The 20,747-nt window shown below is 69.7% G+C and carries 17 protein-coding genes and 1 riboswitch; of the genes, 5 read left to right on the forward strand and 12 right to left on the reverse strand.

Going from position 1 to position 20,747, the window contains the following annotated elements; all coding sequences use genetic code 11:
- Nucleotides 1-9: 9 nt before the first annotated feature.
- The 3 genes from DXT68_RS17315 to DXT68_RS04755 all read right to left on the reverse strand — a co-directional run bounded on the left by DXT68_RS17315 (nucleotide 10) and on the right by DXT68_RS04755 (nucleotide 5,381).
- A complete protein-coding gene (locus DXT68_RS17315) occupies nucleotides 10-2,268 on the reverse strand; it encodes a sigma-70 family RNA polymerase sigma factor (RefSeq protein ID WP_052677632.1) in 2,259 nt (752 codons plus the stop codon).
- Between the two features lie 438 nt (nucleotides 2,269-2,706).
- Complete coding sequence (gene nagA, locus DXT68_RS04750) at nucleotides 2,707-3,873, reverse strand: N-acetylglucosamine-6-phosphate deacetylase (RefSeq protein WP_045253146.1); 1,167 nt, start codon at nucleotides 3,871-3,873, stop codon at nucleotides 2,707-2,709.
- Nucleotides 3,870-5,381, reverse strand: coding sequence for a beta-N-acetylhexosaminidase (locus tag DXT68_RS04755; RefSeq protein WP_045253145.1), 1,512 nt, complete (start codon nucleotides 5,379-5,381; stop codon nucleotides 3,870-3,872). The genes nagA and DXT68_RS04755 overlap by 4 nt, the downstream gene beginning before the upstream one ends.
- Before the next feature lie 52 nt (nucleotides 5,382-5,433).
- Nucleotides 5,434-5,518: riboswitch (ZMP/ZTP riboswitch) on the forward strand.
- A gap of 38 nt (nucleotides 5,519-5,556) precedes the next feature.
- Between DXT68_RS04755 and glyA the strand changes: the two genes are divergently transcribed.
- On the forward strand, nucleotides 5,557-6,831 hold the full coding sequence (gene glyA / locus DXT68_RS04760; protein WP_045253144.1) for a serine hydroxymethyltransferase: 1,275 nt from the start codon (nucleotides 5,557-5,559) through the stop codon (nucleotides 6,829-6,831).
- The gene (locus DXT68_RS04765) at nucleotides 6,828-7,706 is read left to right on the forward strand and encodes a bifunctional methylenetetrahydrofolate dehydrogenase/methenyltetrahydrofolate cyclohydrolase (RefSeq protein ID WP_045253143.1); all 879 of its coding nucleotides are present in this window, start codon (nucleotides 6,828-6,830) and stop codon (nucleotides 7,704-7,706) included. Before glyA ends, DXT68_RS04765 begins: the two co-directional genes overlap by 4 nt.
- Nucleotides 7,707-7,904: 198 nt before the next feature.
- On the opposite strand, the gene DXT68_RS04770 is transcribed toward DXT68_RS04765, so the two are convergent.
- A complete protein-coding gene (locus DXT68_RS04770; RefSeq protein ID WP_045253142.1) occupies nucleotides 7,905-8,465 on the reverse strand; it encodes a TetR/AcrR family transcriptional regulator in 561 nt (186 codons plus the stop codon).
- A 66-nt stretch (nucleotides 8,466-8,531) separates the two neighbouring features.
- Here DXT68_RS04770 and DXT68_RS04775 point away from each other — a divergent pair, with 66 nt between their 5' ends.
- Complete coding sequence (locus DXT68_RS04775; protein WP_045253141.1) at nucleotides 8,532-9,008, forward strand: DUF4188 domain-containing protein; 477 nt, start codon at nucleotides 8,532-8,534, stop codon at nucleotides 9,006-9,008.
- A gap of 29 nt (nucleotides 9,009-9,037) precedes the next feature.
- Here DXT68_RS04775 and DXT68_RS04780 read toward each other — a convergent pair whose 3' ends face one another.
- The 7 genes from DXT68_RS04780 to DXT68_RS04810 form a co-directional block, all read right to left on the reverse strand.
- The gene (locus DXT68_RS04780; RefSeq protein ID WP_045253140.1) at nucleotides 9,038-9,760 is read right to left on the reverse strand and encodes a DUF6882 domain-containing protein; all 723 of its coding nucleotides are present in this window, start codon (nucleotides 9,758-9,760) and stop codon (nucleotides 9,038-9,040) included.
- A 59-nt stretch (nucleotides 9,761-9,819) separates the two neighbouring features.
- Nucleotides 9,820-10,623, reverse strand: a complete 804-nt coding sequence (locus DXT68_RS04785) for an HpcH/HpaI aldolase family protein (RefSeq protein ID WP_045253139.1) — start codon at nucleotides 10,621-10,623, stop codon at nucleotides 9,820-9,822.
- Complete coding sequence (locus DXT68_RS04790) at nucleotides 10,608-11,393, reverse strand: 2-keto-4-pentenoate hydratase (RefSeq protein ID WP_045253138.1); 786 nt, start codon at nucleotides 11,391-11,393, stop codon at nucleotides 10,608-10,610. The genes DXT68_RS04785 and DXT68_RS04790 overlap by 16 nt, the downstream gene beginning before the upstream one ends.
- Before the next feature lie 102 nt (nucleotides 11,394-11,495).
- The gene (gene hpaD, locus DXT68_RS04795; RefSeq protein ID WP_045253137.1) at nucleotides 11,496-12,632 is read right to left on the reverse strand and encodes a 3,4-dihydroxyphenylacetate 2,3-dioxygenase; all 1,137 of its coding nucleotides are present in this window, start codon (nucleotides 12,630-12,632) and stop codon (nucleotides 11,496-11,498) included.
- Between the two features lie 28 nt (nucleotides 12,633-12,660).
- The gene (gene hpaE / locus DXT68_RS04800) at nucleotides 12,661-14,157 is read right to left on the reverse strand and encodes a 5-carboxymethyl-2-hydroxymuconate semialdehyde dehydrogenase (protein WP_045253136.1); all 1,497 of its coding nucleotides are present in this window, start codon (nucleotides 14,155-14,157) and stop codon (nucleotides 12,661-12,663) included.
- On the reverse strand, nucleotides 14,154-14,840 hold the full coding sequence (locus DXT68_RS04805) for a GntR family transcriptional regulator (protein ID WP_045253135.1): 687 nt from the start codon (nucleotides 14,838-14,840) through the stop codon (nucleotides 14,154-14,156). Before DXT68_RS04805 ends, hpaE begins: the two co-directional genes overlap by 4 nt.
- Complete coding sequence (locus DXT68_RS04810) at nucleotides 14,837-16,357, reverse strand: fumarylacetoacetate hydrolase family protein (RefSeq protein ID WP_045253134.1); 1,521 nt, start codon at nucleotides 16,355-16,357, stop codon at nucleotides 14,837-14,839. The genes DXT68_RS04805 and DXT68_RS04810 overlap by 4 nt, the downstream gene beginning before the upstream one ends.
- Nucleotides 16,358-16,497: 140 nt before the next feature.
- Between DXT68_RS04810 and DXT68_RS04815 the strand changes: the two genes are divergently transcribed.
- On the forward strand, nucleotides 16,498-17,877 hold the full coding sequence (locus DXT68_RS04815) for an MFS transporter (protein ID WP_045253133.1): 1,380 nt from the start codon (nucleotides 16,498-16,500) through the stop codon (nucleotides 17,875-17,877).
- Nucleotides 17,878-17,944: 67 nt separating this feature from the next.
- On the opposite strand, the gene DXT68_RS04820 is transcribed toward DXT68_RS04815, so the two are convergent.
- Entirely contained in the window at nucleotides 17,945-18,646 is a 702-nt protein-coding gene (locus tag DXT68_RS04820) for an IclR family transcriptional regulator (RefSeq protein ID WP_045253132.1), read from the reverse strand.
- Nucleotides 18,647-18,800: 154 nt separating this feature from the next.
- Between DXT68_RS04820 and DXT68_RS04825 the strand changes: the two genes are divergently transcribed.
- The gene (locus tag DXT68_RS04825; RefSeq protein WP_045253131.1) at nucleotides 18,801-20,672 is read left to right on the forward strand and encodes an FAD-dependent monooxygenase; all 1,872 of its coding nucleotides are present in this window, start codon (nucleotides 18,801-18,803) and stop codon (nucleotides 20,670-20,672) included.
- Nucleotides 20,673-20,747: the final 75 nt, after the last annotated feature.

Here is a 20,747-nt window from a genome sequence, read left to right on the forward strand (position 1 = left end):
CGAAGAGCCTCAGAGCGCGGGGACGCCTCCGTCCGCGGTGGCGTCCCCGGTGTCGGGGATCGGCTCGGTGACGGGCTCCGGGGTGGTCGTATCCTTCGGCGTCGTGTCGGTCGGCGCGGGGTCTGTAGCGGTGCCGGGTTCCGTGTCTCCCGTCGGTTCTGTGTCTCCCGTCGGTTTCGTCTCTGTGTCTGTGTCTGTGTCTGTGTCTGTGTCGGTGTTCGGCTCCCCGGCGCCGGTTTCAGTGCCAGCGTCGGGCCCCTCGGCGCCCGTTTCAGCGCCAGTGCTAGTGCCTGTTCCAGTGCCGGTGACGGGCGCCTGGGTGCCGGTGCCATCGGTGGCGGGCTGCTCGGTGTCAGGGTCGGTCGCGAGCAAGCACGCGAAGGCGAACAGCGGATACTCGCGGGGGTCGACACCCTGGTAGAGGTCGGAGAGCTCGTAGAGGTCCCACAGCGTCGTGCGGACGGCCGTGCCCGTCTCCGTCCCGGTGGTGTAGAAGAAGTCGACGGTCGCGTTGTAGCAGAGCTGTGACAGCGTCGGACGAAGGTCGATGACGCCGTAGCCGAGATCGGCCTCGCCGGCCTCGAGCACGGTGGACCCGCTGCCTCCGGTGCTTCGGTTCAGGAGTGCATCGACGGTGGAACCCGGCGCTCCGGTGAGCGATACGAAGAAGTGGGTGACCATGTCATCGTCGAGGGAGACCTCCACGCCGGACACCGCTGGAGTGCCCGCGGGCAACTGCGGGCCGGGGTTCTCCGGGCCGGGGTTCTCCGGTTCGGTCGGGTTCTCCGGGTTGGTCGGGTTCTCGGGGTTGGTCGGGTTCTCCGGGTTGGTCGGGTTCTCCGGATTGGTCGGGTTCTCCGGGTTCGTCGGAGGCTCCGGGTCGGTGGGATCCTCGGGGCCGGTCGGGTCCTCGGGATCCGTGGGCGGTTGCGGATCCGTGGGCGGATCGGGATCGACCGTCGGCGGAGTGACCACCGGGGGCTCAGGGTGCTCGGGTGCCGCGGGCGTCTCGGGAGTCGTGTTCTCACCGGGATCGGGCGTCACCGGCGCTTCGACCGGCGGCGTCTCGGGTGCTTCCTCTTCTTCGACGAGCAGCGTGCGGTCCTCGGCCATCGCGTCGTCGGGGCCGACATCGGCGCTGATGGACGAGTCGCCGTCGCCCGCGTAGGGCAACGACGCCGTCGGGTTCGCTCCGGTGAGACCCGGGATGATCGTCGCTGCGACGACGACGCCGGCGACGACCAGGGCCGCTGAGGCCGCACCGACCAGGGCGCCCACCCCGCTGAGCAGTCCTCCACTGGTCGCCGCGCCCGTGGATCCGCCGGATGCCGCGCCCGTGGCGCCTGCATGCCCCGCGCCACCCGCATTGCCTGCGCCTGCTCCGGCAGCGGCAGCGCCACCCGCGGTGACGACCACGGCGCCTTCGGTGACCGTCGACGGCATGGCCGCCAACGCGACGATGGGCGTGCCGGCGCCCTGGAGCGTCGCGAGGTAGCCGGCCGACCCTGCGATGCCGAGCACGAGCGGCAGGAGCACGAGCGCGAGGCGCTTCGACACATCCTTCGCCTCGGCGGCGACGATCATGCACCGTGCGCACTCGTCGAGGTGCAGCTCGAGGCGTTTGCGGTCGCGGGTGCTCAGGTTGCCTCGCGAGTAGGCGCCCAGGTGCTCGATGGTCCACTGGCAGTCCGAGCCCGCCGCGGCGCTGCGCAGGTGGGCCTGGATCCAGGCCTCGCGGAGTCCTTCGCGCGCGCGGAACGCGAGCTGTGAGACGGCTCCTGCCTTCATGCCGAGAATAGCCGCGGCCTCTTGCGGCTTCATCTGCTCGATCTCGGTGTACCAGAGCACCTCCTGCCAGCGGGAGGGGAGGCTGCGGAAGGCCTGGGCCGTCAGGCTGCGGTCGAGAGCATCATTGGCGGCCTGGTCGGTGCTGTCGGGATCGGCCACCGCATCGAGTTCGTCGATCGCATGGTCACGACGTGCACGCCCCCACGCGGCCGCGGTGTTGCGGATGCTGGTGAAGAGGTAGGCGCGGAAGGAGCCGTTGGGCCCGCCGCCTTTGATGATGGCCTGGTAGATGCGGGTGTAGGACTCCTGCACGAGGTCGTCGGGATCGATCGATGAGGTGATCGATCGTGCGACGGACATCCCCGAGGGATAGTGGCGTCGCCAGAGCTCGGCGAAAGCCTGTGCGTCGCCCGAGCGCGTGCGCAGCACGAGATCGGCGTCGGCGATCGCCTCGTCGTGCGAAGTGTTGTCCTGATCCATGTCATCCATCTGTCGTGGAGCACGTGAAGTCGTCCCCACATGAAGAGACGCGTGAACCCCGTTTTCATCACGCGTCTTCTCCATTCTCTCGCCAAACCCCGGGCATGTCACCCCAAGGGTGAAAAAAGATCGTGCGGCGGCCCGCGAAACAAAAACCCTGGTGGCAGTCAAGAAAGGTCGAAGGATGACACTGGCTGCGAAAAAAATCTGGGAACTCGCGTAATGAATCGTGGCGGTCGTCGTCTCATCACTGAGAGAAGCCAAGGAGCTCCACCGGGGGGCGGAGCTCAGGCATCGACGCAGGGGGATATGCGTCGATATGGCGGGCCGGACACCTCGGGGGAGGAGTTCCCGGCCCGCCGACTCGCGAAGAGGGGACATGACGGGGCCGCCGATCTGGGGATAGGCGGCCCCGCACCCTTCCGGCCTCGCTCCGGGTCAGCTCCGGTCGCCGACCCACACGCGCACGACGCGAAGCTGCGCGTCCAGCAGAACGGCATCGGCCGCGAATCCGGCCTCGAGCCTGCCCAGACCGGCACCGCACCCGATCGCGCGCGCCGGGGTCTCGGTGAGCGCTCGTACGGCATCGGGCAGCGCGACCCCCGCGGCGATCGCTCGGCGCAGCGCGACATCCTGCGTGAGGGTCGAGCCGGCGATCGATCCCGTCTCGTCCGCACGCGCGATGCCGTCCCGCACGGTGACGCTCACCGCGCCGAGGTCGTAGTGCCCGTCGGCGCTCCCGGCCGCGGCCATCGCATCGGTGATCAGCGCCACCCGGCCGGGCGCGGAATCGAACACCAGCTTGATCACGTGCGGGTCGAGGTGCACGCCGTCGGCGATCGCCTCGAGCACCACCCGGTGATCGGCGGCGGCGGCCAGCACCGGCCCGGGGGCGCGGTGATGGATGCCGGGCATCGCGTTGAACGCATGGGTCAGGATCGATGCCCCGGCCTCGAAGGCGGCGACCGCCGTCGCGGCATCCGCGCTCGTATGACCGACCGCGGCAGCCGCTCCCGCCTCCACGACCAGGCGGATCGCGTCGAGACCGCCGGGAAGCTCGGGGGCGATCGTCATCTGTCGGATCGTGCCCCGCCCGGCCTCCAGCAGCCGCGCCACGTCTGCGGCGCGGGGCTCGCGCAGCAGGGTGGGCTCGTGAGCGCCGTGATGCGCGGGGTCGAGGAACGGCCCCTCGAGGTGGGAGCCGAGGATGTCGGCATCCGTCGTCATGAGGGCGGCGATGTCCTCGACGCGCCGCGCGAGGGCGTCGAGCGGAGCCGTGACCAGCGAGACCACGGCGCGCGTCGTGCCATGGTCTCGGTGCAGGGTCCGAGCGGCGCGGATCGCGTCGATGCCGTCGTCGAAGGACGCGCCGGCGCCGCCGTGGCCGTGGATGTCGATGAATCCCGGCGTGAGCAGTGCCCCCTGCCCTGCGGATGCCGCGGCATCGACGACCTCGTCGGCTGCGGTCCAGGAGTCGCCCACCCCTCGTCCCGAGACCTTGCCGTCGTCGAACCGCACCCATGCGTCGTCCTGGACGGAACCTCCGTCGACCAGCCGTGCGGAGTGGATGACGAGCGACCCCGTCAGCGAGCGTGCCGCGGTCATCGCTCGGTCCAGGGGATCTCGGGGGCAGGATGGAAGTCGATGCTCTGAGCATTCCATACCGGCGCAAGTGCGCCCAGGCGCACGCGGAACGATTCCCACTCGCGTCCCGATCCGCGGCGCGGCGACCACGCGACCTCGGCCAGGGCGGCGGCGCGCGGGAAGACGAGCTGCTCCACGTCGTTCCAGGTGCGCGTGGTCTCGCTCCACAGCGGCGCCTCGATACCGAGGATCGCGGTGTCCGGCACGTCGAGCACCGACGTCGGCTCCCACTCGTAGGCGGCGCGGACGTCGATGGTGCCCGCCCACGTGAGCCCGAGACCGAAGTCGGTCGTGTACTTCATGTCGAGGTAGGCGGCGTCGGCGGCCGACATGATCAGCGCGCCGCCGCGCTCCACGAAGTGCGTCGCCTCGGCCGCGTGGGATCCCTCCGGGTGTCGCTTGCCCCAGTACTGACCGACCGTGCCTTCGGCGATGCCCGCCGCCGCCCCCACCTCGTGCCAGGCCACCGGCGTCTTGCCCTCGTCGAAGACGATCGCCGTCGCCCGTTCGACGAACAGGTCGAAGTCCGCCTGGGGGGTACCGAGCGACTCGTCTCCGCCGATGTGGAGGTAGGGACCGGGCGTCATCTCGGCGAGCTCTCGCACGACGTCGCGCACGAACTCGTAGGTGCGCTCTTCGTGGATGCGGACGCTGGAGTGCCCGACGCCCCACCCGAGGTAGGGCTCGCCGGCGACCGGCAGGTCCTGCCCGAGGCGCCTGGCGTCGGCGATCAGCGCCTCGTTCATCACCGGGACCTCGACGAGCTCCGGATAGGCGACGCCGACGGCGTGCGTGTGCCCGGGCAGGTCGACCTCCGGGATCACGATCATGTGCCGTGCGGCCGCATGGGCGACGATCTCGCGATAGTCGTCCTTGGTGTAGAAGCCGCCGGCGTCGCCGAGGGCCGCGGTCGTGGAGGCGAGCTCGGTGAGTCGCGGCCACGAGTCGATCTCGATGCGCCATCCCTGATCGTCGGTGAGGTGGAGGTGCAGATGATTGAACTTCAGTGCGCTGACGCTGTCGATCAGTCTTTTCACCTCGGCCACTCCGAAGAAATGGCGTGCCACGTCGAGCATCACGCCGCGGCGGCCGAAGCGCGGCTCGTCGGCGATCTCGGCGCGCAGGAGCGCCCAGCCCTGCGTGTCCTCGCGCAGCAGCTGCAGCATCGTCTGGACCCCGTAGAAGAGTCCGGCCTCATCGGCGCCGACGATCTCGACCCCCTCCGCGATCGAGAGCGTGTAGCCGGCAGGCCCCGCGACCGCCGCGTCGATGCGCAGCGCGATCTCGCCGGCGGACTCGGCGGAACGGAGGAGTCGGATGCCGCTTCGGCGCTCGACCGCGTCGATCAGCTGCGCGACGGCGGGGGAGTCCCCGCTCACGCGCACCTCGGGGGAGAGAGGCAGCTGCCCGACTCCGACGGTGACGGATGCGGGCAGCGGTACCAGCGGCAGGTAATCAGGAAGGACCATGAACAAAACGTACCCTGCCGGAGGTCGTGCGCACAGGGAAATCCGCTATGCTCGTACTCGTCGCGACTGGCGTCTGGGTGGACTACCACCGGGGAGCGACTGACCACGGAATTCGACCGCGCGCCTGGGCCGATAGGAACACCCTTCGAATCCGTCGTCAGAGGAGCACGTCATCATGACCGACCGTTACTTCAACGCACCGCTGTCCGAGGTGGACCCCGAGATCGCACAGGTCCTCGACCGCGAACTCGCCCGCCAGCAGACGTTCCTCGAGATGATCGCATCCGAGAACTTCGTTCCCGTCTCGGTCCTGCAGTCGCAGGGCTCCGTCCTGACCAACAAGTACGCCGAGGGGTACCCCGGACGCCGGTACTACGGCGGCTGCGAAGAGGTCGACGTCGCCGAGGAGCTCGCGATCCAGCGTGCCAAGGACCTGTTCGGCGCCGAGTTCGCGAACGTCCAGCCGCACTCGGGCGCATCGGCCAACGCCGCCGTGCTGCACGCGATCGCCCGCCCCGGCGACACGCTCCTCGGCCTCGCCCTCGACCAGGGCGGCCACCTGACGCACGGCATGAAGATCAACTTCTCGGGCCGGCTGTACGACATCGTCGCCTACGGCGTCGACCCCGAGACCTCGATCATCGACATGGACGAGGTGCGTCGCCTCGCGATCGAGCACAAGCCCAAGGTGATCATCGCCGGATGGTCGGCGTACCCCCGCACCCTCGACTTCGTAGCCTTCCGTGCGATCGCCGACGAGGTCGGCGCCCTGCTCTGGGTCGACATGGCGCACTTCGCCGGGCTCGTCGCCGCGGGCCTGCACCCGAACCCGGTGCCGCACGCGCACGTCGTCTCGTCGACCGTGCACAAGACGATCGGCGGCCCTCGCTCGGGCTTCATCCTGACGAACGACGCCGACATCGCGAAGAAAATCAACACGGCGGTGTTCCCGGGGCAGCAGGGCGGACCCCTCATGCACGTGATCGCCGCCAAGGCGACCGCGTTCAAGCTCGCGGGCACCCCTGAGTTCGCAGAGCGCCAGAAGCGCACCCTGCGCGGCGCCTCCATCCTCGCCGAGCGTCTCTCGCAGCAGGACGTGAAGGATGCCGGCATCGGAGTGCGCTCCGGCGGCACCGACGTGCACCTCGTGCTCGTCGACCTGCGCGACGCCCAGGTCGACGGCAAGCAGGCCGAAGACCTGCTGCACGACATCCACATCACCGTCAACCGCAACGCGGTGCCCAACGACCCGCGTCCGCCGATGGTCACGTCGGGTCTGCGCATCGGGACCCCGGCGCTCGCGACCCGCGGATTCGGCGACGCGGAGTTCGCCGAGGTCGCCGACGTGATCGCCCTCGCGCTGCTGCCCGGCGCCGATGTCGAGGCACTCCGTGCGCGCGTCGACGCGCTCGCCGCTGCCTTCCCGCTCTACCCAGACCTGCAGCAGTGACCGCCCAGGTCCTCGACGGCAAGGCGGCCGCAGCCGCGATCAAGGCCGAGCTGACCGAGCGCGTCGCCGCGCTCAAGGCGGCGGGCATCGTGCCCGGCATCGCGACGGTGCTGGTGGGTGCAGACCCGGCATCGCAGCTCTACGTCGGCATGAAGCACCGTCAGTCCGAGGCGATCGGCATGAACTCGATCCAGCGCGAGCTGCCGGCCGACGCCTCGCAGGCCGACGTCGAGGCGCTGATCGACGAGCTGAACGCAGACCCGGACTGCCACGGCTACATCGTGCAGCTCCCGCTGCCGAAGCACATCGACACCGACGCGATCCTCGAGCGCATCGACCCCGCGAAGGACGCGGATGGACTGCATCCGACCAACCTCGGTCGGCTCGTGCTCAACGTCAACAATCCCATCCACACGCCGCTGCCCTGCACGCCGCGCGGCGTGATCGAGCTGCTGCTGCGCAACGGCTATGACTTCACGGGCAGGCATGTGGTCGTCGTCGGGCGAGGCGTCACGATCGGCCGCTCCATCGGACTGCTGCTCACCCGCCGCGACCTGAACGCCACGGTCACGCTCACGCACACCGGCACGGTCGACATGCCGCGGTACCTGCGCGAGGCTGACGTCATCGTGGCCGCAGCAGGCGTCAAGCACCTGATCCGCGCCGAGGATGTGAAGCCCGGTGCGGCCGTGCTCGACGTCGGGGTCACCCGCGAGAGCGATCCGGAGACGGGCAAGAGCGTCGTCTTCGGAGACGTGCATCCCGACGTCGCCGAGGTCGCCGGCTGGATCTCGCCGAACCCCGGTGGTGTCGGCCCGATGACGGTCGCGCTGCTCATGACCAACGTGGTGGAAGCGGCCGAGCGCCTGCTCTGACCCTCATCGGTCCCGATCTGCGCATCCGGTCCCGATCTGCTGATCCCTCCCGCTGATTCGTCCGCGAATCGGGGCGACGTCCGCAGATCGGGACCGTCTGCGTTCAGCCGAGTTCGTCGAGCATCCGTCGCTGCTCGGGCGTCAGGCCGTCGGGGAGCTCCCGGATGCTGCGGCGCCTTTCGGGCGACCCGTGAAGGCTCAGCGGGCGGGGAAGGCCCGCTCGACCGCATCCACCACCGCGTCGTAGACGGAGTCCCACGGAACGAGCGGGGGAGTGACGCCGGCGAGCTCGAGGCTCACGGCACCATGCACCTGTGCCCAGACGGTGAGGGCTGCGGCCATCACGTCGGGCTCGTCGACGCGGGCAGCGAGAGCGCGCACGAGGGGCGCCATCGCCGTGCTCATGGTCGCGTCATCGGGGCGACAGTCGTCGGTGGCCACCCCGCCTCCGAACATCAGACGATAGAGCGCCGGATTCGCCATGGCCCACGACCGGTACGCGAGCCCGAGGGTGCGCAGCCCCTGTGGTTCGGCTGCCGCCTGTGCGTCGCCGAACGACGCGAAGCCGTGCTCGATCACGGCGACGAGCAGCTCGGCCCTGCCGCCGAAAAGGGCGTAGACCGCCGAGGTCGAGGTGCCGGCGTTCTGAGCGATGTCACGCAGGCTGATCCGCTCCGGCCCCTTCTGGTCGACCATCTCGGCTGTCGCATGGAGGAGGCGGCCGCGCAGCGCATCGTCGTACAGAGGAGGTCTTGCCATGGGGTCGAGCTTACCGTAACGTTGTTGCATAACGCAGTTACATAACAATGTTCCAAGGAGTGGCTCATGACTCAGCAGGTGTTCCCCGGGCGATACACCGCGGCCCCCGACAGGGCGGACGTCACGGTCTTCCTGATCGGGATGCGCGCCAACAGATGGTGGGATCTCCGCCGCGTCTGGTGGACCGCCAGCAAGATGCCGCCGATGCTGCAGCATCTCGCCACCCACCCCGACTCGGGCATGCTCGGCGTGCACAGCTGGTTCGGCAGGACGACGATCCTGCTGTCGTACTGGGAGAGCCCCGAGCACCTGCAGCGTTTCGCCGCCGACCGCGACGCCCCGCACCTGCAGCCGTGGCGGGACTTCATGCGCACGCTGCAGGGGACCGGCAGCGTCGGAGTGTGGCATGAGACGTATCAGGTGCCCGCTGCGGATCTCGAGACCGTCTACGTCGACATGCCGCTGTTCGGACTGGCCGCGGCGACCGCCCATGCGCCGGTCGGTGCCGGTACGAAGACGGCCCGCCAGCGCCTGGGGCGATGACGGGCCGACCCTCGGCGTGACGCGCGCGGTCAGCTCTGCGGGTGCAGGCTGCTCTCGATGTTCGTGATACGGGCCTGCTCGTCGAAGCGGAAGGCGGCCGATCCGCTCTCGTCGGCGACGGTCGCTCCGGAGAACGCCTCGTCGGCCCAGGTGAGGTTCCAGCCGGCGAGACGGGCGGCATCCCACACCGCGGTGCGGGCATCTGCGAGCACGGTGCCGGCGAGGATGCGGGGGAGTGCGATCGCCGCGGCTGACACGGTGAGCGGCGGGATCGGTGCGTCGAGCAGGAACACGGCCGACGTGCCGCCGCCGACCGGGGCGGAGTAGTAGGGCGCGCGGCCGGTGAGTTCGACGGCGACTCCGCCGACGGTGTGCGCGGCCGCGGTGATCCACTCGGAGTCGCCGCTGGCATCGTCGGGGAACGGCAGCTCGCTCTGGCTGAGCTCGGCGATGCCGTGGGCGGTGCCGTAGTCCCGCAGCTGACCGGCGACGCCGTCGGGGTCGCCCTGCGGGTGCGCCCATGCCCACAGCAGCGACCGGGGCCCGGGAGCGATGGTGGCGATGAGGTGGGCGCGGGTGGTGAGCCGGCGCGACGGGTCGGCATTCGAGGTGAACGTCAGCGTGCCGGCGGCCATGTCGGCATCCCAGCGATTCTCGCCGAGGTCCTCGAGTGCGGTGACCAGCGAATCCTGGCGGAGAGCGGTGAACAGTGCGGCACGGTCTGCGAGCGGCTGGAGCGCGGCGAAGGTCATGGTCCCAGTCTCGCCCGGATTGCTATGAATCCGCCACCTGCCGCGCGGCAGGGCGCGGGTTAGTAGCTGGCGCGGGTCGTGTCGTCCGATGCCGGGATGAACCTGGCTGCCAGGGCCTCCGACGCGCGGGCCAGCAGTGCGACATCGGCGCCGACGGCCACGAAGTCGGCACCCGCGGCGACGTAGGCGTCGGCGGCCGCCGGATCGAAGGCGTTGACGCCGACAGGGGTGCCCGTGCTCGCGACCGCAGAGAAGACGCGATGCACCGCGGCCACGACGTCGGGATGCGTCTGCTGTCCGAGCAGGCCCATCGACGCCGAGAGGTCGGAGGGGCCGACGAACACCGCATCCACTCCTTCGACGCCGGCGATCTCCGCCGCCGCGGCGACACCCGCCGCCGTCTCGATCTGCACCGTCAGGGAGGTGTGCGTCGCCGAGTCGCGCAGGTAGTCGTCGACGCGGTTCCAGCGGGCGCTGCGAGCCAGGGCGCTGCCCACCCCGCGCACACCCTGCGGCGGATACCGAGTCGCGGCGACGGCGGCCCTGGCCTCCTCGACCGACGACACCATCGGCACGATGATGTTCTGCGCGCCGAGATCGAGCACCTGCTTGATGGCGACCGTGTCGTTCGACGGCACCCGCACCACGGGGGTGATCGGATACGCCGCGACCACCTGCAGCTGCACGAGAGTGGATTCGAGGGAGTTGGCGGAGTGCTCCATGTCGATCAGCAGCCAGTCGAGCCCGGATCCGGCCGCGACCTCGGTCACGAGCGGGCTGCCGGAGCACGCCCACATCCCGATCAGGGAGCGGTCGGCGGCGGCGAGCCGCTCGCGGAAGGACGGGCTCAGATGAAGCGGCATTCGATCGTTCCCATCGGTCCGTAGTCGCACAGCACCTGATCGCCGCGCGACACCCACATCGGGCGTGTGAACGATCCTGCCAGGATGATCTCCCCGGCCTCCAGTCGCGCGCCGTGCTGGTGGAACTTGTTCGCGAGCCAGGCGACCCCGGTGGCGGGATGTCCGAGCACGCCGGCGGCCACACCCGTCTCCTCGATCTCGCCGTTGCGGGAGAGCACGCCGGGCACCCAGCGCAGGTCGATCTCGTCGGGACGCCGGCGCTCGCTGCCGAGCACCATCGCGCCGTATGCCGCGTTGTCGCTGATCGTGTCGACGATGGTGCGCCCCTCGAGCTCGATGTGCGAGTTGAGCACCTCGAGGGCGGGCACGGCATAGTCGATCGCCGCGAGGGCGTCGTCGAGCGTGCAGTCCGGCCCCTCGAGAGGGCGCGCGAGCACGAACGCGAGCTCGACCTCGATGCGCACGTTCGAGAAGTGCGCGGTCGGGATCTCGGCACCGGATTCGTAGACCGTGTCGTCGAACATCACCCCGTAGTCCGGCTCGGTGATCCCCGTCGCCTGCTGCATCGCCTTGGACGTGAGGCCGATCTTGCGGCCGACGAGACGGCGACCGGCGGCGATCTGCGCGTCTCTCCAGACCCCCTGGATCGCGTAGGAGTCCTCGACGGTCGCCTCCGGGTACCGCGCGGTGATGCGCGGGATGACGGCGTGCGTGCGGTCGGCCTCGGCCAGTTCCGCGGCTATCGCCTCGATCGTGTCTGCTGACAGCATCCGTTCCTCCTCAGGTCGGTGTGGGTCCCGTCGGTGCGCTCCGTTCCCTGAGCGAGCGAAGCGAGACGAAGGGCGTTCGGGAACCGTGAAGCGAAAAGCGCTCTAGAGCTGGTTCCCGAGCTTCTTCTCACCCTCTTCGGGACGTGTGTACGAGAAGCCGTCTGCGCCGATCGTCACGGCCATCTCCGAGCTGTCCGTGCGGGCGACGACCGGCTGCGGATCGCCGTCGAGGTCGAGCACGAGCGAGCCGTCGGTGTACCAGGACGGCACGACGGGGTTGCCCCACCAGTCGCGCCGCTGATTGTCGTGCACATCCCAGGTGATGACGGGATTGTCGGGATCGCCCGTGTAGTAGTCCTGCGTGTAGACCTCGACGCGGTGGCCGTCGGGATCGCGCAGGTACAGGTAGAACGCGTTGCTGACCCCGTGCCGACCGGGTCCGCGCTCGATCGCGTCGGAGCGGCGGAGCGCGCCCAGCTTGTCGCAGATGGCCAGGATGTTGTGCTTCTCGTGGGTCGCGAAGCACACATGGTGCATGCGCGGGCCGTCGCCGCCGGTCATCGCGGTGTCGTGCACGGTGGGCTTGCGGCGCATCCACGCGGCGTACACCGTGCCCTCCTCGTCCTGGATGTCCTCCGTGACGCGGAAGCCGAGATCCTGCATGAACTTGACGGCCCGTGGCACGTCCGGGGTGATCTGGTTGAAGTGGTCGAGACGCACCAGCTCACCGGGGATGTGCAGGTCGTAGCGCCACGACATGCGCTCGACATGGTCGGACTGGTGGAAGAACTCGATCGGGAAGCCGAGCGGGTCGACCACCCGCACCGAGTCGCCGACTCCCTTGACGAATCCGTTCGGCTCGCGGCGCACGTCGCAGCCGAGCTCGGTGTAGAACGCGACGGCGAGATCGAGGTCCGAGGCCGAGCGCACCCGGTACGAGAACGCGGCGACCGCGGCGATCGGCCCCTTGCGCAGCACGAGGTTGTGGTGGATGAACTCCTCGGTGGACCGCAGGTAGATCGCCTCGTCGTCCTCCTCGGTGACGTACAGTCCGAGCACGTCGACGTAGAACACCCGCGATGCCGCGAGATCGGTCACGACGAGCTCCATGTAGGCACAGCGGAGCACATCGGGTGGAGTGCTCTCGGGCGTCGCGATCGGATCGTCCGTGCGGATCGGCGCCTCCTGGCTCACGTAGTAGCCGGCGGAGGTCAGGGTCATGTTCTCGCGGTCGGTCATGTCAGCGTCCTTGCCGAGTCTCTCTGGGTCAGTTCTTGCCGAAGGTCGGGTTGTGTGCACCGCCGAGCGTGATGTGCACGCTCTGCTGGTCGGTGTAGAAGTCGATCGAGCGGTAGCCGCCCTCGTGTCCGAGACCCGACGCCTTGACGCCGCCGAACGGGGTGCGCAGGTCTCGCACGTTGTTGCTGTTCAGCCACACCATCCCCGCCTCGACCGACTGCGCGAAGGTGTGGGCGCGCGTCAGGTCGTTCGTCCAGATGTAGGCGGCGAGCCCGTACTTCGTGTCGTTCGCGAGCGACAGCGCCTCCTCGTCGGAGTCGAACGGCGTGATCGCGACGACCGGGCCGAAGATCTCCTCCTGGAAGATGCGGGCATCGGGGGCGACGTCGGCGAACACGGTCGGCGCGACGAAGTTGCCGGTATCGAACCCCTCCGGGCGTCCGCCGCCGGCGACGAGGCGGCCCTCGCTCTTGCCGATCTCGACGTAGCTCATCACCTTGTCGTAGTGCTCGGGGTGCACCAGCGCGCCGACCTCTGTCGCCGGGTCGTGCGGGTAGCCGACCTTCACGCGCTTCGCCTGGGCGGCGTACCGCTCGACGAACTCCTCATAGATCGAGCGCTCGACGAGGATGCGCGAACCGGCCGTGCACCGCTCGCCGTTGAGCGAGAACACGCCGAAGATGGTCGCGTCGACGGCGGCCTCGAGGTCGGCGTCGGCGAAGACGACCGCCGGCGACTTGCCGCCGAGCTCCATCGACAGTCCCTTGAGGAACGGGGCGGCGTTGCCGAAGATCAGCTGTCCGGTCGAGCTCTCGCCCGTGAAGGAGATCAGCGGCACGTCCGGGTGCTTGACGAGGGCGTCTCCGGCATCCTCGCCCAGTCCGTTCACGAGGTTGAAGACACCCTGCGGCAGCCCTGCCTCCTCGAAGATGCCCGCCCAGAGCGACGCCGACAGCGGCGTGAACTCGGCGGGCTTCAGCACCACGGTGTTCCCGGTGGCGAGGGCGGGACCGAGCTTCCACGACTCCAGCATGAAGGGCGTGTTCCACGGTGTGATGAGGCCGGCGACGCCGATCGGCTTGCGATTCACGTAGTTCATCTGGCGACCGGGCACCTTGAAGGCGTCGTCCGACTGCGCGACGATCAGGTCGGCGAAGAACCGGAAGTTCTCGGCGGCGCGGCGAGCCTGTCCCAGCGCCTGCGTGATCGGCAGGCCGGAGTCGTAGGACTCGAGCTCGGCGAGACGGGCATCGCGGGACTCCACGATGTCGGCGATCCGGTGCAGCACGCGCGAGCGCTCGCGGGGGAGCAGGCGGGGCCACGGTCCGTCGTCGAAAGCCCGCTTCGCGGCGGCGACGGCGCGTTCGATGTCGGCCTTCTTTCCCGCTGCGGCCGTGGTGTAGGTCTTGTTCGTCACCGGGTCGAGCACGTCGAACGTGTCGCCGTCGATCGAGTCGACGAACTCGCCGTCGATGTAGTGCTGGATGTGGTCGGGAAGATCGGCGGGGATGCGCGAATCGGTCATGAGTCTTCTCCAGTCGTGCGGGGTGAGCGGGTGTGCAGCGCGTCGAGGAAGGCATCCCTCGTGCGCAGGCGGTGGTTGCGGGCGGCGAGCTCGATCTCGAGCGGGTCGGCGCCCGCGCGGATCAGCTCGAGGATCTGGGTGTGCTCTTCGACCGAGTGCTGGGCGCGACCCGGCACGTAGGCGAAGGTGGAGTCGCGGATGCCGGAGAGTCGGGCCCATCCGCGATGCACCAGGTCGAGCAGGTGCGGGTTCGGGCACGGCTCGAAGAGCACCGAGTGGAACTGGCGGTTCAGCTCGGTGAACGCGTGCGCGTCGAGGTGGCCGAGCATCTGCGTCATCCGCTCGTTGACCTCGGCGGCCGCGTCGAGCGCGGCCCGGTCGAGCAGGGGAGCCGACAGCGCGGTGGCCGCACCCTCGACGAGTCCGAGCGTCTCCATGGTGTGCGCGTACTCGCTCTCGTCGACGAGCGTCACTCGCGCGCCCACGTTGCGCTCGAACGTCACCAGCCCCTCGGCCTCGAGGCGGCGGATGGCTTCGCGCACCGGCACGACGCTCATGCCCAGCTCTTCGGCGAGGGAGCCGAGCACGAGCCGGTAGCCGGGCCCGAACACGTGCCCGGAGATGCGAGAGCGGATCCAGGTGTACGCCTGCTCGGACTTGCTCGCGCCGCCGACGGTCGTCATCGGCGCGGGCCGGAGTCGGGGCCGGAGGAGGAGCCGGAGGAGTCGGAGGAGGAGTCGGAGGGGGAGCCGGCCGCCGCCTCGTACTTCTCACGCCAGGCGGCGTTGAGGGGGAAGAGTCCGTCGACCGGATGACCTGCGGCGACCTGCTCGGCGACCCACGCGTCCTCGACCTCCTGGGCGAGGGCGGCGTCGGCGATCTCGTCGGCGAGGCCGGGCGGGATCACGATCACGCCGTCGCCGTCTCCCACGACGATGTCGCCCGGCTGCACGGTCGCGCCGCCGCACGAGATCGTCACGTCGACGTCCCACGGCACGTGCCGGCGGCCGAGGACCGAGGGGTGCGCCCCCTGCGAGAACACGGGCAGTCCGATCTCGGCGACGGCGTCGAAGTCGCGCACACCGCCGTCGGTCACCACTCCCGCCGCCCCACGAACCTTCGCTCGCAGTGCGAGGATGTCGCCGAGAGTCCCGGTGGTCGCATCGCCGCGGGCCTCGATGACGATGACCTCGCCCTCCTCGACGGCGTCGAAAGCGCGCTTCTGCGCGTTGTACCCGCCACCGTGGCTGGCGAACAGGTCTTCACGGAAGGGAACGAAGCGCAGCGTCTTCGCCGTGCCGACGATCTTGCTGCCGGGGATGTTGGCACCGACGCCGTCGACGAAGCAGGAGTGGTGACCGCGCTTGCGCAGCTGGGCGGAGAGCCCCGCCGTCGGCGCCTCGAGCAGTTTCGCGCGCAGGTCGGGGGAGAGCCCGGCCGCCGGCGTCTCCGCGAGAAGCCCGGCTTCTTCGCGAGAGCCCCAGGCCTCGGTGCGCTGCAGATCGTCGACGGCCGGCAGGGAGCCGATGTCGCCGTCGAAGGGCGTCTCGCCCTGGGTCACGGTGGTCACGAGGCGGCCGGATGAGGGCGAGCCCACCGCGTCCGGAGCATTCACCTCGATCTCGACGACGTCTCCGGGCACGATCACCGACGAGCCGGCGGGCGTGCCGGTGAGGATCACGTCGCCCGTCTCCAGTGTGAAGTGCTGGGAGAGGTCGGCGACGAGCTGGGCGAGCGGGAAGATCAGGCCTGCGGTGGTGTCGTCCTGGCGCAGCTCTCCGTTGACCCAGGCGCGCACGCGGAGGGCCCCGGGGTCGACCGCGCGCGCGTCGATGAGCTCCGGCCCCAGAGGCGTGTAGCCGTCGCCGCCCTTGGAGCGGACGTTCGAGCCCTTGTCGTTGGCGCGCAGGTCGTACAGACCGAGATCGTTCGATGCGGTGACCCAGCCCACGTGCGCCCATGCCTGGTCGAGGGTGACGTGGCGGGCCGGCGTTCCGATCACGAGTGCGATCTCGCCCTCGAAGGCGAGCAGCTCGGTGCCGGCCGGCCGCTCGACCGTGCCGCCGGAGACGCCGACGGAGCTGGCGGGCTTGAAGAAGTAGGAGGGGGCCGCGGGCCGTCGGCCGCGCTGATCGGCCCGAGAGGCGTAGCTCAGGTGGATCGCGATGATCTTGCCGGGGCGGGTGATGGATGCCGTCACGGGGCGCCTCCTCGCGCTGTGGATCGACGCCTTGTGCGTCGTATTCGAAATCATATATTATCTCCTCATCCCTCGGCAAGCACTCGATCCCCTCGACGGCGAGCCGTGACAATGCGGTCACAGGAAAAGGAGACAACCCCATGAGCGGGCAGTCACAGGATGGGTTCACCCCCACCGGAACCATCGCGACCACGGCCGATCGGCGCCGCGTCGTGTTCGCCACCGTCGTCGGCACCACGGTCGAGTGGTACGACTTCTTCATCTACGCCACGGCGGTCGGCCTGGTGTTCGGGCAGCTGTTCTTCGAGCCGCTCGGCGCGAACAGCGCGTTGATCGCCTTCGCGACAGTCGGCGTCAGCTTCCTCTTCCGCCCGCTGGGCGCATTCCTCGCCGGACACTACGGCGACAAGCTCGGGCGCAAGACAGTGCTCATGTGGACGCTGATCCTGATGGGTGCCGCCACGGCTCTCATCGGCATCCTGCCCACCTACGAGACGATCGGCATCACGGCGCCGATCCTGCTGGTGCTGCTGCGCATCATCCAGGGCATCTCGGCCGGTGGCGAGTGGGGCGGAGCGGTGCTGATGGCCGTCGAGCACGCTCCGAAGGCCAAGCGCGGGATCTTCGGCGCCTCGCCCCAGATCGGCGTGCCGCTCGGACTGCTGCTCGCCTCGGGTGTCATGGCGCTCATGACCGCGATCGCGCCGGGCGACCAGTTCCTGCAATGGGGATGGCGTGTGCCGTTCCTGCTCAGCGTCGTGCTGATCCTCGTCGGCTACTACGTGCGCCGCAAGGTCGAGGAGAGCCCGGTCTTCATGGAGCTCGCCGAGCGCAAGGAGAAGGCGAGCATGCCGATCGTGCAGCTGTTCCGCAAGCACCTGCTGCTCGTGATCATCGCCGCCTTCGTGTTCGCCGGCAACAACGCCGTCGGCTACATGACCACCGGCGGGTACATCCAGGGCTACGCCACGAACCCCGAGGGACCGATCGGGCTCGAGCGCGGGCCGGTGCTCGTGGCCGTCGCCGGGTCGGCGGTGACCTGGCTCCTGACGACCTTGCTCGCCGGTTGGCTCTCGGACCGCATCGGACGGCGGACCACGTACATCCTCGGCTGGGTGATGCAGCTCGTGGGCGTGTTCACGCTGTTCCCGCTGGTCAACACGGGCGAGATCGGCCTGCTCTTCGCCGGTCTCGCGATCCTCACGATCGGTCTCGGCTTCACCTACGGCCCGCAGGCGGCGCTGTACGCGGAGCTCTTCCCCGCCAGCATCCGCTTCTCCGGCGTCTCGATCTCGTACGCGATCGGAGCGATCGCCGGAGGGGCGTTCGCGCCGACCATCGCGACGGCGATCGTGCAGGCCACCGGGTCGACCCAGGCCGTCACCTGGTACCTCGCCGGCATGACGGGCCTCGGGCTCGTGGCCACGCTGCTGCTGCGCGACCGGTCGGGGATCCCGCTCGGACCCGACCACGAGGAGGAGCAGTCGGTGAGCCCCGTTCGGGGTCTCGCCCGGGCCTGACGTCGGGCCCGCACCGTGTCGTGAGCGCATGCCCGCCGTCGCGGGCGTGCGCTCACGCGCGCGGCGCTCAGCCCTCGAGGGCGTCGCGGATCGCGGATGCCGAGCGCGCGAGCCTCGCGGCGATCTCGGCGTCGTCGTGATCGGTGGCGACATGCACCACCGCGATCGCGGCGGGGCGCTGTCCCCGCAGCGCGAGCGGCACCGCGACCGCCTGCACGGTGGGGATGACCTCGTCGTGGCTCGTCGCGTATCCGCGCGCCCTGGCAACGTCGACCTCGACGCGCAGCGCCGCACTCGCGGTCTCGGGCCAGTCCGCGGCGGGCAGCTGCGCGAGGATGGCCTTGCCCGGTGCGCCCACGATGACCGCATGCCGTGCTCCCGGTCTCTGGGCCACGCTCGCGATCGCGTGCCGCGGTTCGACGCTGGCCAGGGTGATGCAGTCGTCGCCGTCGAGCACGGCGAGGAAGCAGGTCATGCCCAGTTCGTTCGCGATCGCGGTGAGCTCCGGCAGGGCCTCGGCCTGGAGGTCGTGCGCGACCCCGGCGGCGAGTGCGGCCATGCGGGGGCCGAGGGTGACGGAACCCGAGCCGTCGCGCCCGATGAGCCTGTGGTCCTCGAGCGTGCGCAGCAGTCGGTAGGCGATCGAGCGGTGCACTCCCAGTGCGGCCGCGATCTCGTCGATCGTGAGCGGCGCTCTGGCGTCGGCGAGCAGCTCGAGGATGCGGATGCCGCGACTGAGCGTCTGCGAGGCGGGGGTGCCGTCGGCCATGCGTGCGCTCCCTCGTGTCGCCGTGCGCGTTCCCTTGCGGTTCGGCACGGGCGTCCCTAAGCTGTGTTCAATAGTAGAACTGCGTGTTCGAATATAGAACATGCCGCGTGAGAGCGCAAGACCCGACAGTGACGTCCGGAAGGAATCGACGACGATGCAGTTCCACCACCACGGCTATGTCTCCGGAGACCCGAGGGTGAAGGATGCCGCGGGCATCGGCAGCGCCCGTCCGGCCGACCTCCCCGACGAGATCGACGTCCTCATCGTCGGCTCGGGTCCTGCCGGCATGCTGCTCGCCGCGCAGATGTCGCAGTACCCCGACGTGACCACCCGCATCATCGAGAAGCGCGACGGACGTCTCGTGCTGGGGCAGGCCGACGGCATCCAGCCGCGCAGCGTCGAGACGTTCCAGGCGTTCGGGTTCGCCGAACGCATCATCGCCGAGGCGTACAACATCGGCTGGATGAACTTCTGGGGCCCCGACCCCGAGAACCCCGGCGAGATCGTCCGCACCTCGCGCACCGCCGACTACGCCTACGACATCTGCGAGTTCCCGCACCTGATCGTGAATCAGGCGCGCGTGCTCGACTACTTCGCCGAAGCCGCAGCGCACGGGCCGGGCCGCATCGCCCCCGACTACGGCGTCGAGTTCGCGGGGCTGACGATCCACGACGAAGGCGCGTATCCGGTCGAGGTCGCCGTGCGATACGTCACGGGCGAGCGCGCGGGCGAGGAGCGCACTCTGCGCGCGAAGTACGTGGTGGGGTGCGACGGTGCGCGCAGCGGCGTGCGTCAGGCGATCGGCCGTACGCATGTGGGCGCCAGCGCGGCGCACGCGTGGGGGGTCATGGATGTGCTCGTGAACACCGACTTCCCCGACTGGCGCACCAAATGCGCCATCAACTCCGAGGCGGGGAACATCCTGCACATCCCGCGCGAGGGCGGCTACCTCAGCCGGATGTACATCGATCTCGGGGAGGTCGCCGACGATGACGACCACCGCGTGCGGCAGACGCCGGTCGAGGAGATCATCCGCCGGGCGAACGCGATCCTCAGCCCGTACACGCTCGATGTGAAGGAGGTCGCCTGGCACAGCGTCTACGAGGTCGGCCACCGCGTGACCGACGGTTTCGACGACGTCGCCGACGGCTCGGACCGGACGCCTCGTGTCTTCCTCACCGGCGATGCCTGCCACACCCACAGCGCCAAGGCCGGGCAGGGGATGAACGTCTCGATGCAGGACGGCTTCAACCTCGGCTGGAAGCTCGGGTCGGTCCTCTCCGGACGCGCCCCCGAGGCGCTGCTGTCGACGTACGGGGCCGAGCGCCGACCGGTCGCGCAGCAGCTGATCGACTTCGACCGCGAGTGGTCGACGCTGATGGCCCGCAAGCCCTCGGAGATCACCGACCCCGGCGATCTGGCGACCTACTACCTCGCCACGGCGGAGTTCCCCTCCGGTTTCATGACGCAGTACACCTCGTCGATGATCACCGGCACACACGCGCACCAGGCGCTCGCGGCGGGCTTCCCGCTCGGCAAGCGCTTCAAGTCCGCAGAGGTCGTGCGCGTGGGCGACGGGAACGTCGTGCACCTCGGGCATCACGCCAGGGCCGACGGGCGGTGGCGCGTGTACGCGTTCGGCGGACGGGAGGCGTCCACGCTCGCGGCGTGGGCCGCGGAGGCGGCCCCGGTGTTCGCGCGCTTCACTCCCGAGGGTGCCGACGAGGATGCGGTGTTCGACGTCAAGGCGATCTACCAGCAGCCATACGAACAGGTCGAGGTCACGTCCGCCCCCGCGCTCTTCCAGCCTCAGACCGGCCCGCTCGGGCTCACCGACTGGGAGAAGGTCTACGCGGCAGGACCCTCGAAGTGGACGGAGACCGACATCTTCGCGGCGCGTGAGCTGTCGCGGGACGGCGTGGTCGTGGTGGTGCGGCCGGACCAGTACGTCGCGGCGATCCTGCCGCTGGACGGGGTCGACGAGCTGGCCGCCTTCTTCGACGGAGCGCTGCTGACGGTCCGGTGAGGACATCCGGCATGACACGTGTCATGCCGAGGAGATGACACCGCCCTCCGGTCGGATCCTCGTCGCCCGACGAGG

The organism is Microbacterium foliorum, from assembly GCF_003367705.1.
GTDB lineage: Bacteria > Actinomycetota > Actinomycetes > Actinomycetales > Microbacteriaceae > Microbacterium > Microbacterium foliorum.

Coding starts and splice junctions, on each gene's coding strand:
- DXT68_RS17315 (WP_052677632.1), bottom strand. CDS start 2,268: ATGGATCAGGACAACACTTCGCACGACGAGGCGATCGCCGACGCCGAT.
- nagA (WP_045253146.1), bottom strand. CDS start 3,873: ATGACCGCGGCACGCTCGCTGACGGGGTCGCTCGTCATCCACTCCGCA.
- DXT68_RS04755 (WP_045253145.1), bottom strand. CDS start 5,381: ATGGTCCTTCCTGATTACCTGCCGCTGGTACCGCTGCCCGCATCCGTC.
- glyA (WP_045253144.1), top strand. CDS start 5,557: ATGACCGACCGTTACTTCAACGCACCGCTGTCCGAGGTGGACCCCGAG.
- DXT68_RS04770 (WP_045253142.1), bottom strand. CDS start 8,465: ATGGCAAGACCTCCTCTGTACGACGATGCGCTGCGCGGCCGCCTCCTC.
- DXT68_RS04775 (WP_045253141.1), top strand. CDS start 8,532: ATGACTCAGCAGGTGTTCCCCGGGCGATACACCGCGGCCCCCGACAGG.
- DXT68_RS04780 (WP_045253140.1), bottom strand. CDS start 9,760: ATGACCTTCGCCGCGCTCCAGCCGCTCGCAGACCGTGCCGCACTGTTC.
- DXT68_RS04785 (WP_045253139.1), bottom strand. CDS start 10,623: ATGCCGCTTCATCTGAGCCCGTCCTTCCGCGAGCGGCTCGCCGCCGCC.
- DXT68_RS04790 (WP_045253138.1), bottom strand. CDS start 11,393: ATGCTGTCAGCAGACACGATCGAGGCGATAGCCGCGGAACTGGCCGAG.
- hpaD (WP_045253137.1), bottom strand. CDS start 12,632: ATGACCGACCGCGAGAACATGACCCTGACCTCCGCCGGCTACTACGTG.
- hpaE (WP_045253136.1), bottom strand. CDS start 14,157: ATGACCGATTCGCGCATCCCCGCCGATCTTCCCGACCACATCCAGCAC.
- DXT68_RS04805 (WP_045253135.1), bottom strand. CDS start 14,840: ATGACGACCGTCGGCGGCGCGAGCAAGTCCGAGCAGGCGTACACCTGG.
- DXT68_RS04815 (WP_045253133.1), top strand. CDS start 16,498: ATGAGCGGGCAGTCACAGGATGGGTTCACCCCCACCGGAACCATCGCG.
- DXT68_RS04820 (WP_045253132.1), bottom strand. CDS start 18,646: ATGGCCGACGGCACCCCCGCCTCGCAGACGCTCAGTCGCGGCATCCGC.
- DXT68_RS04825 (WP_045253131.1), top strand. CDS start 18,801: ATGCAGTTCCACCACCACGGCTATGTCTCCGGAGACCCGAGGGTGAAG.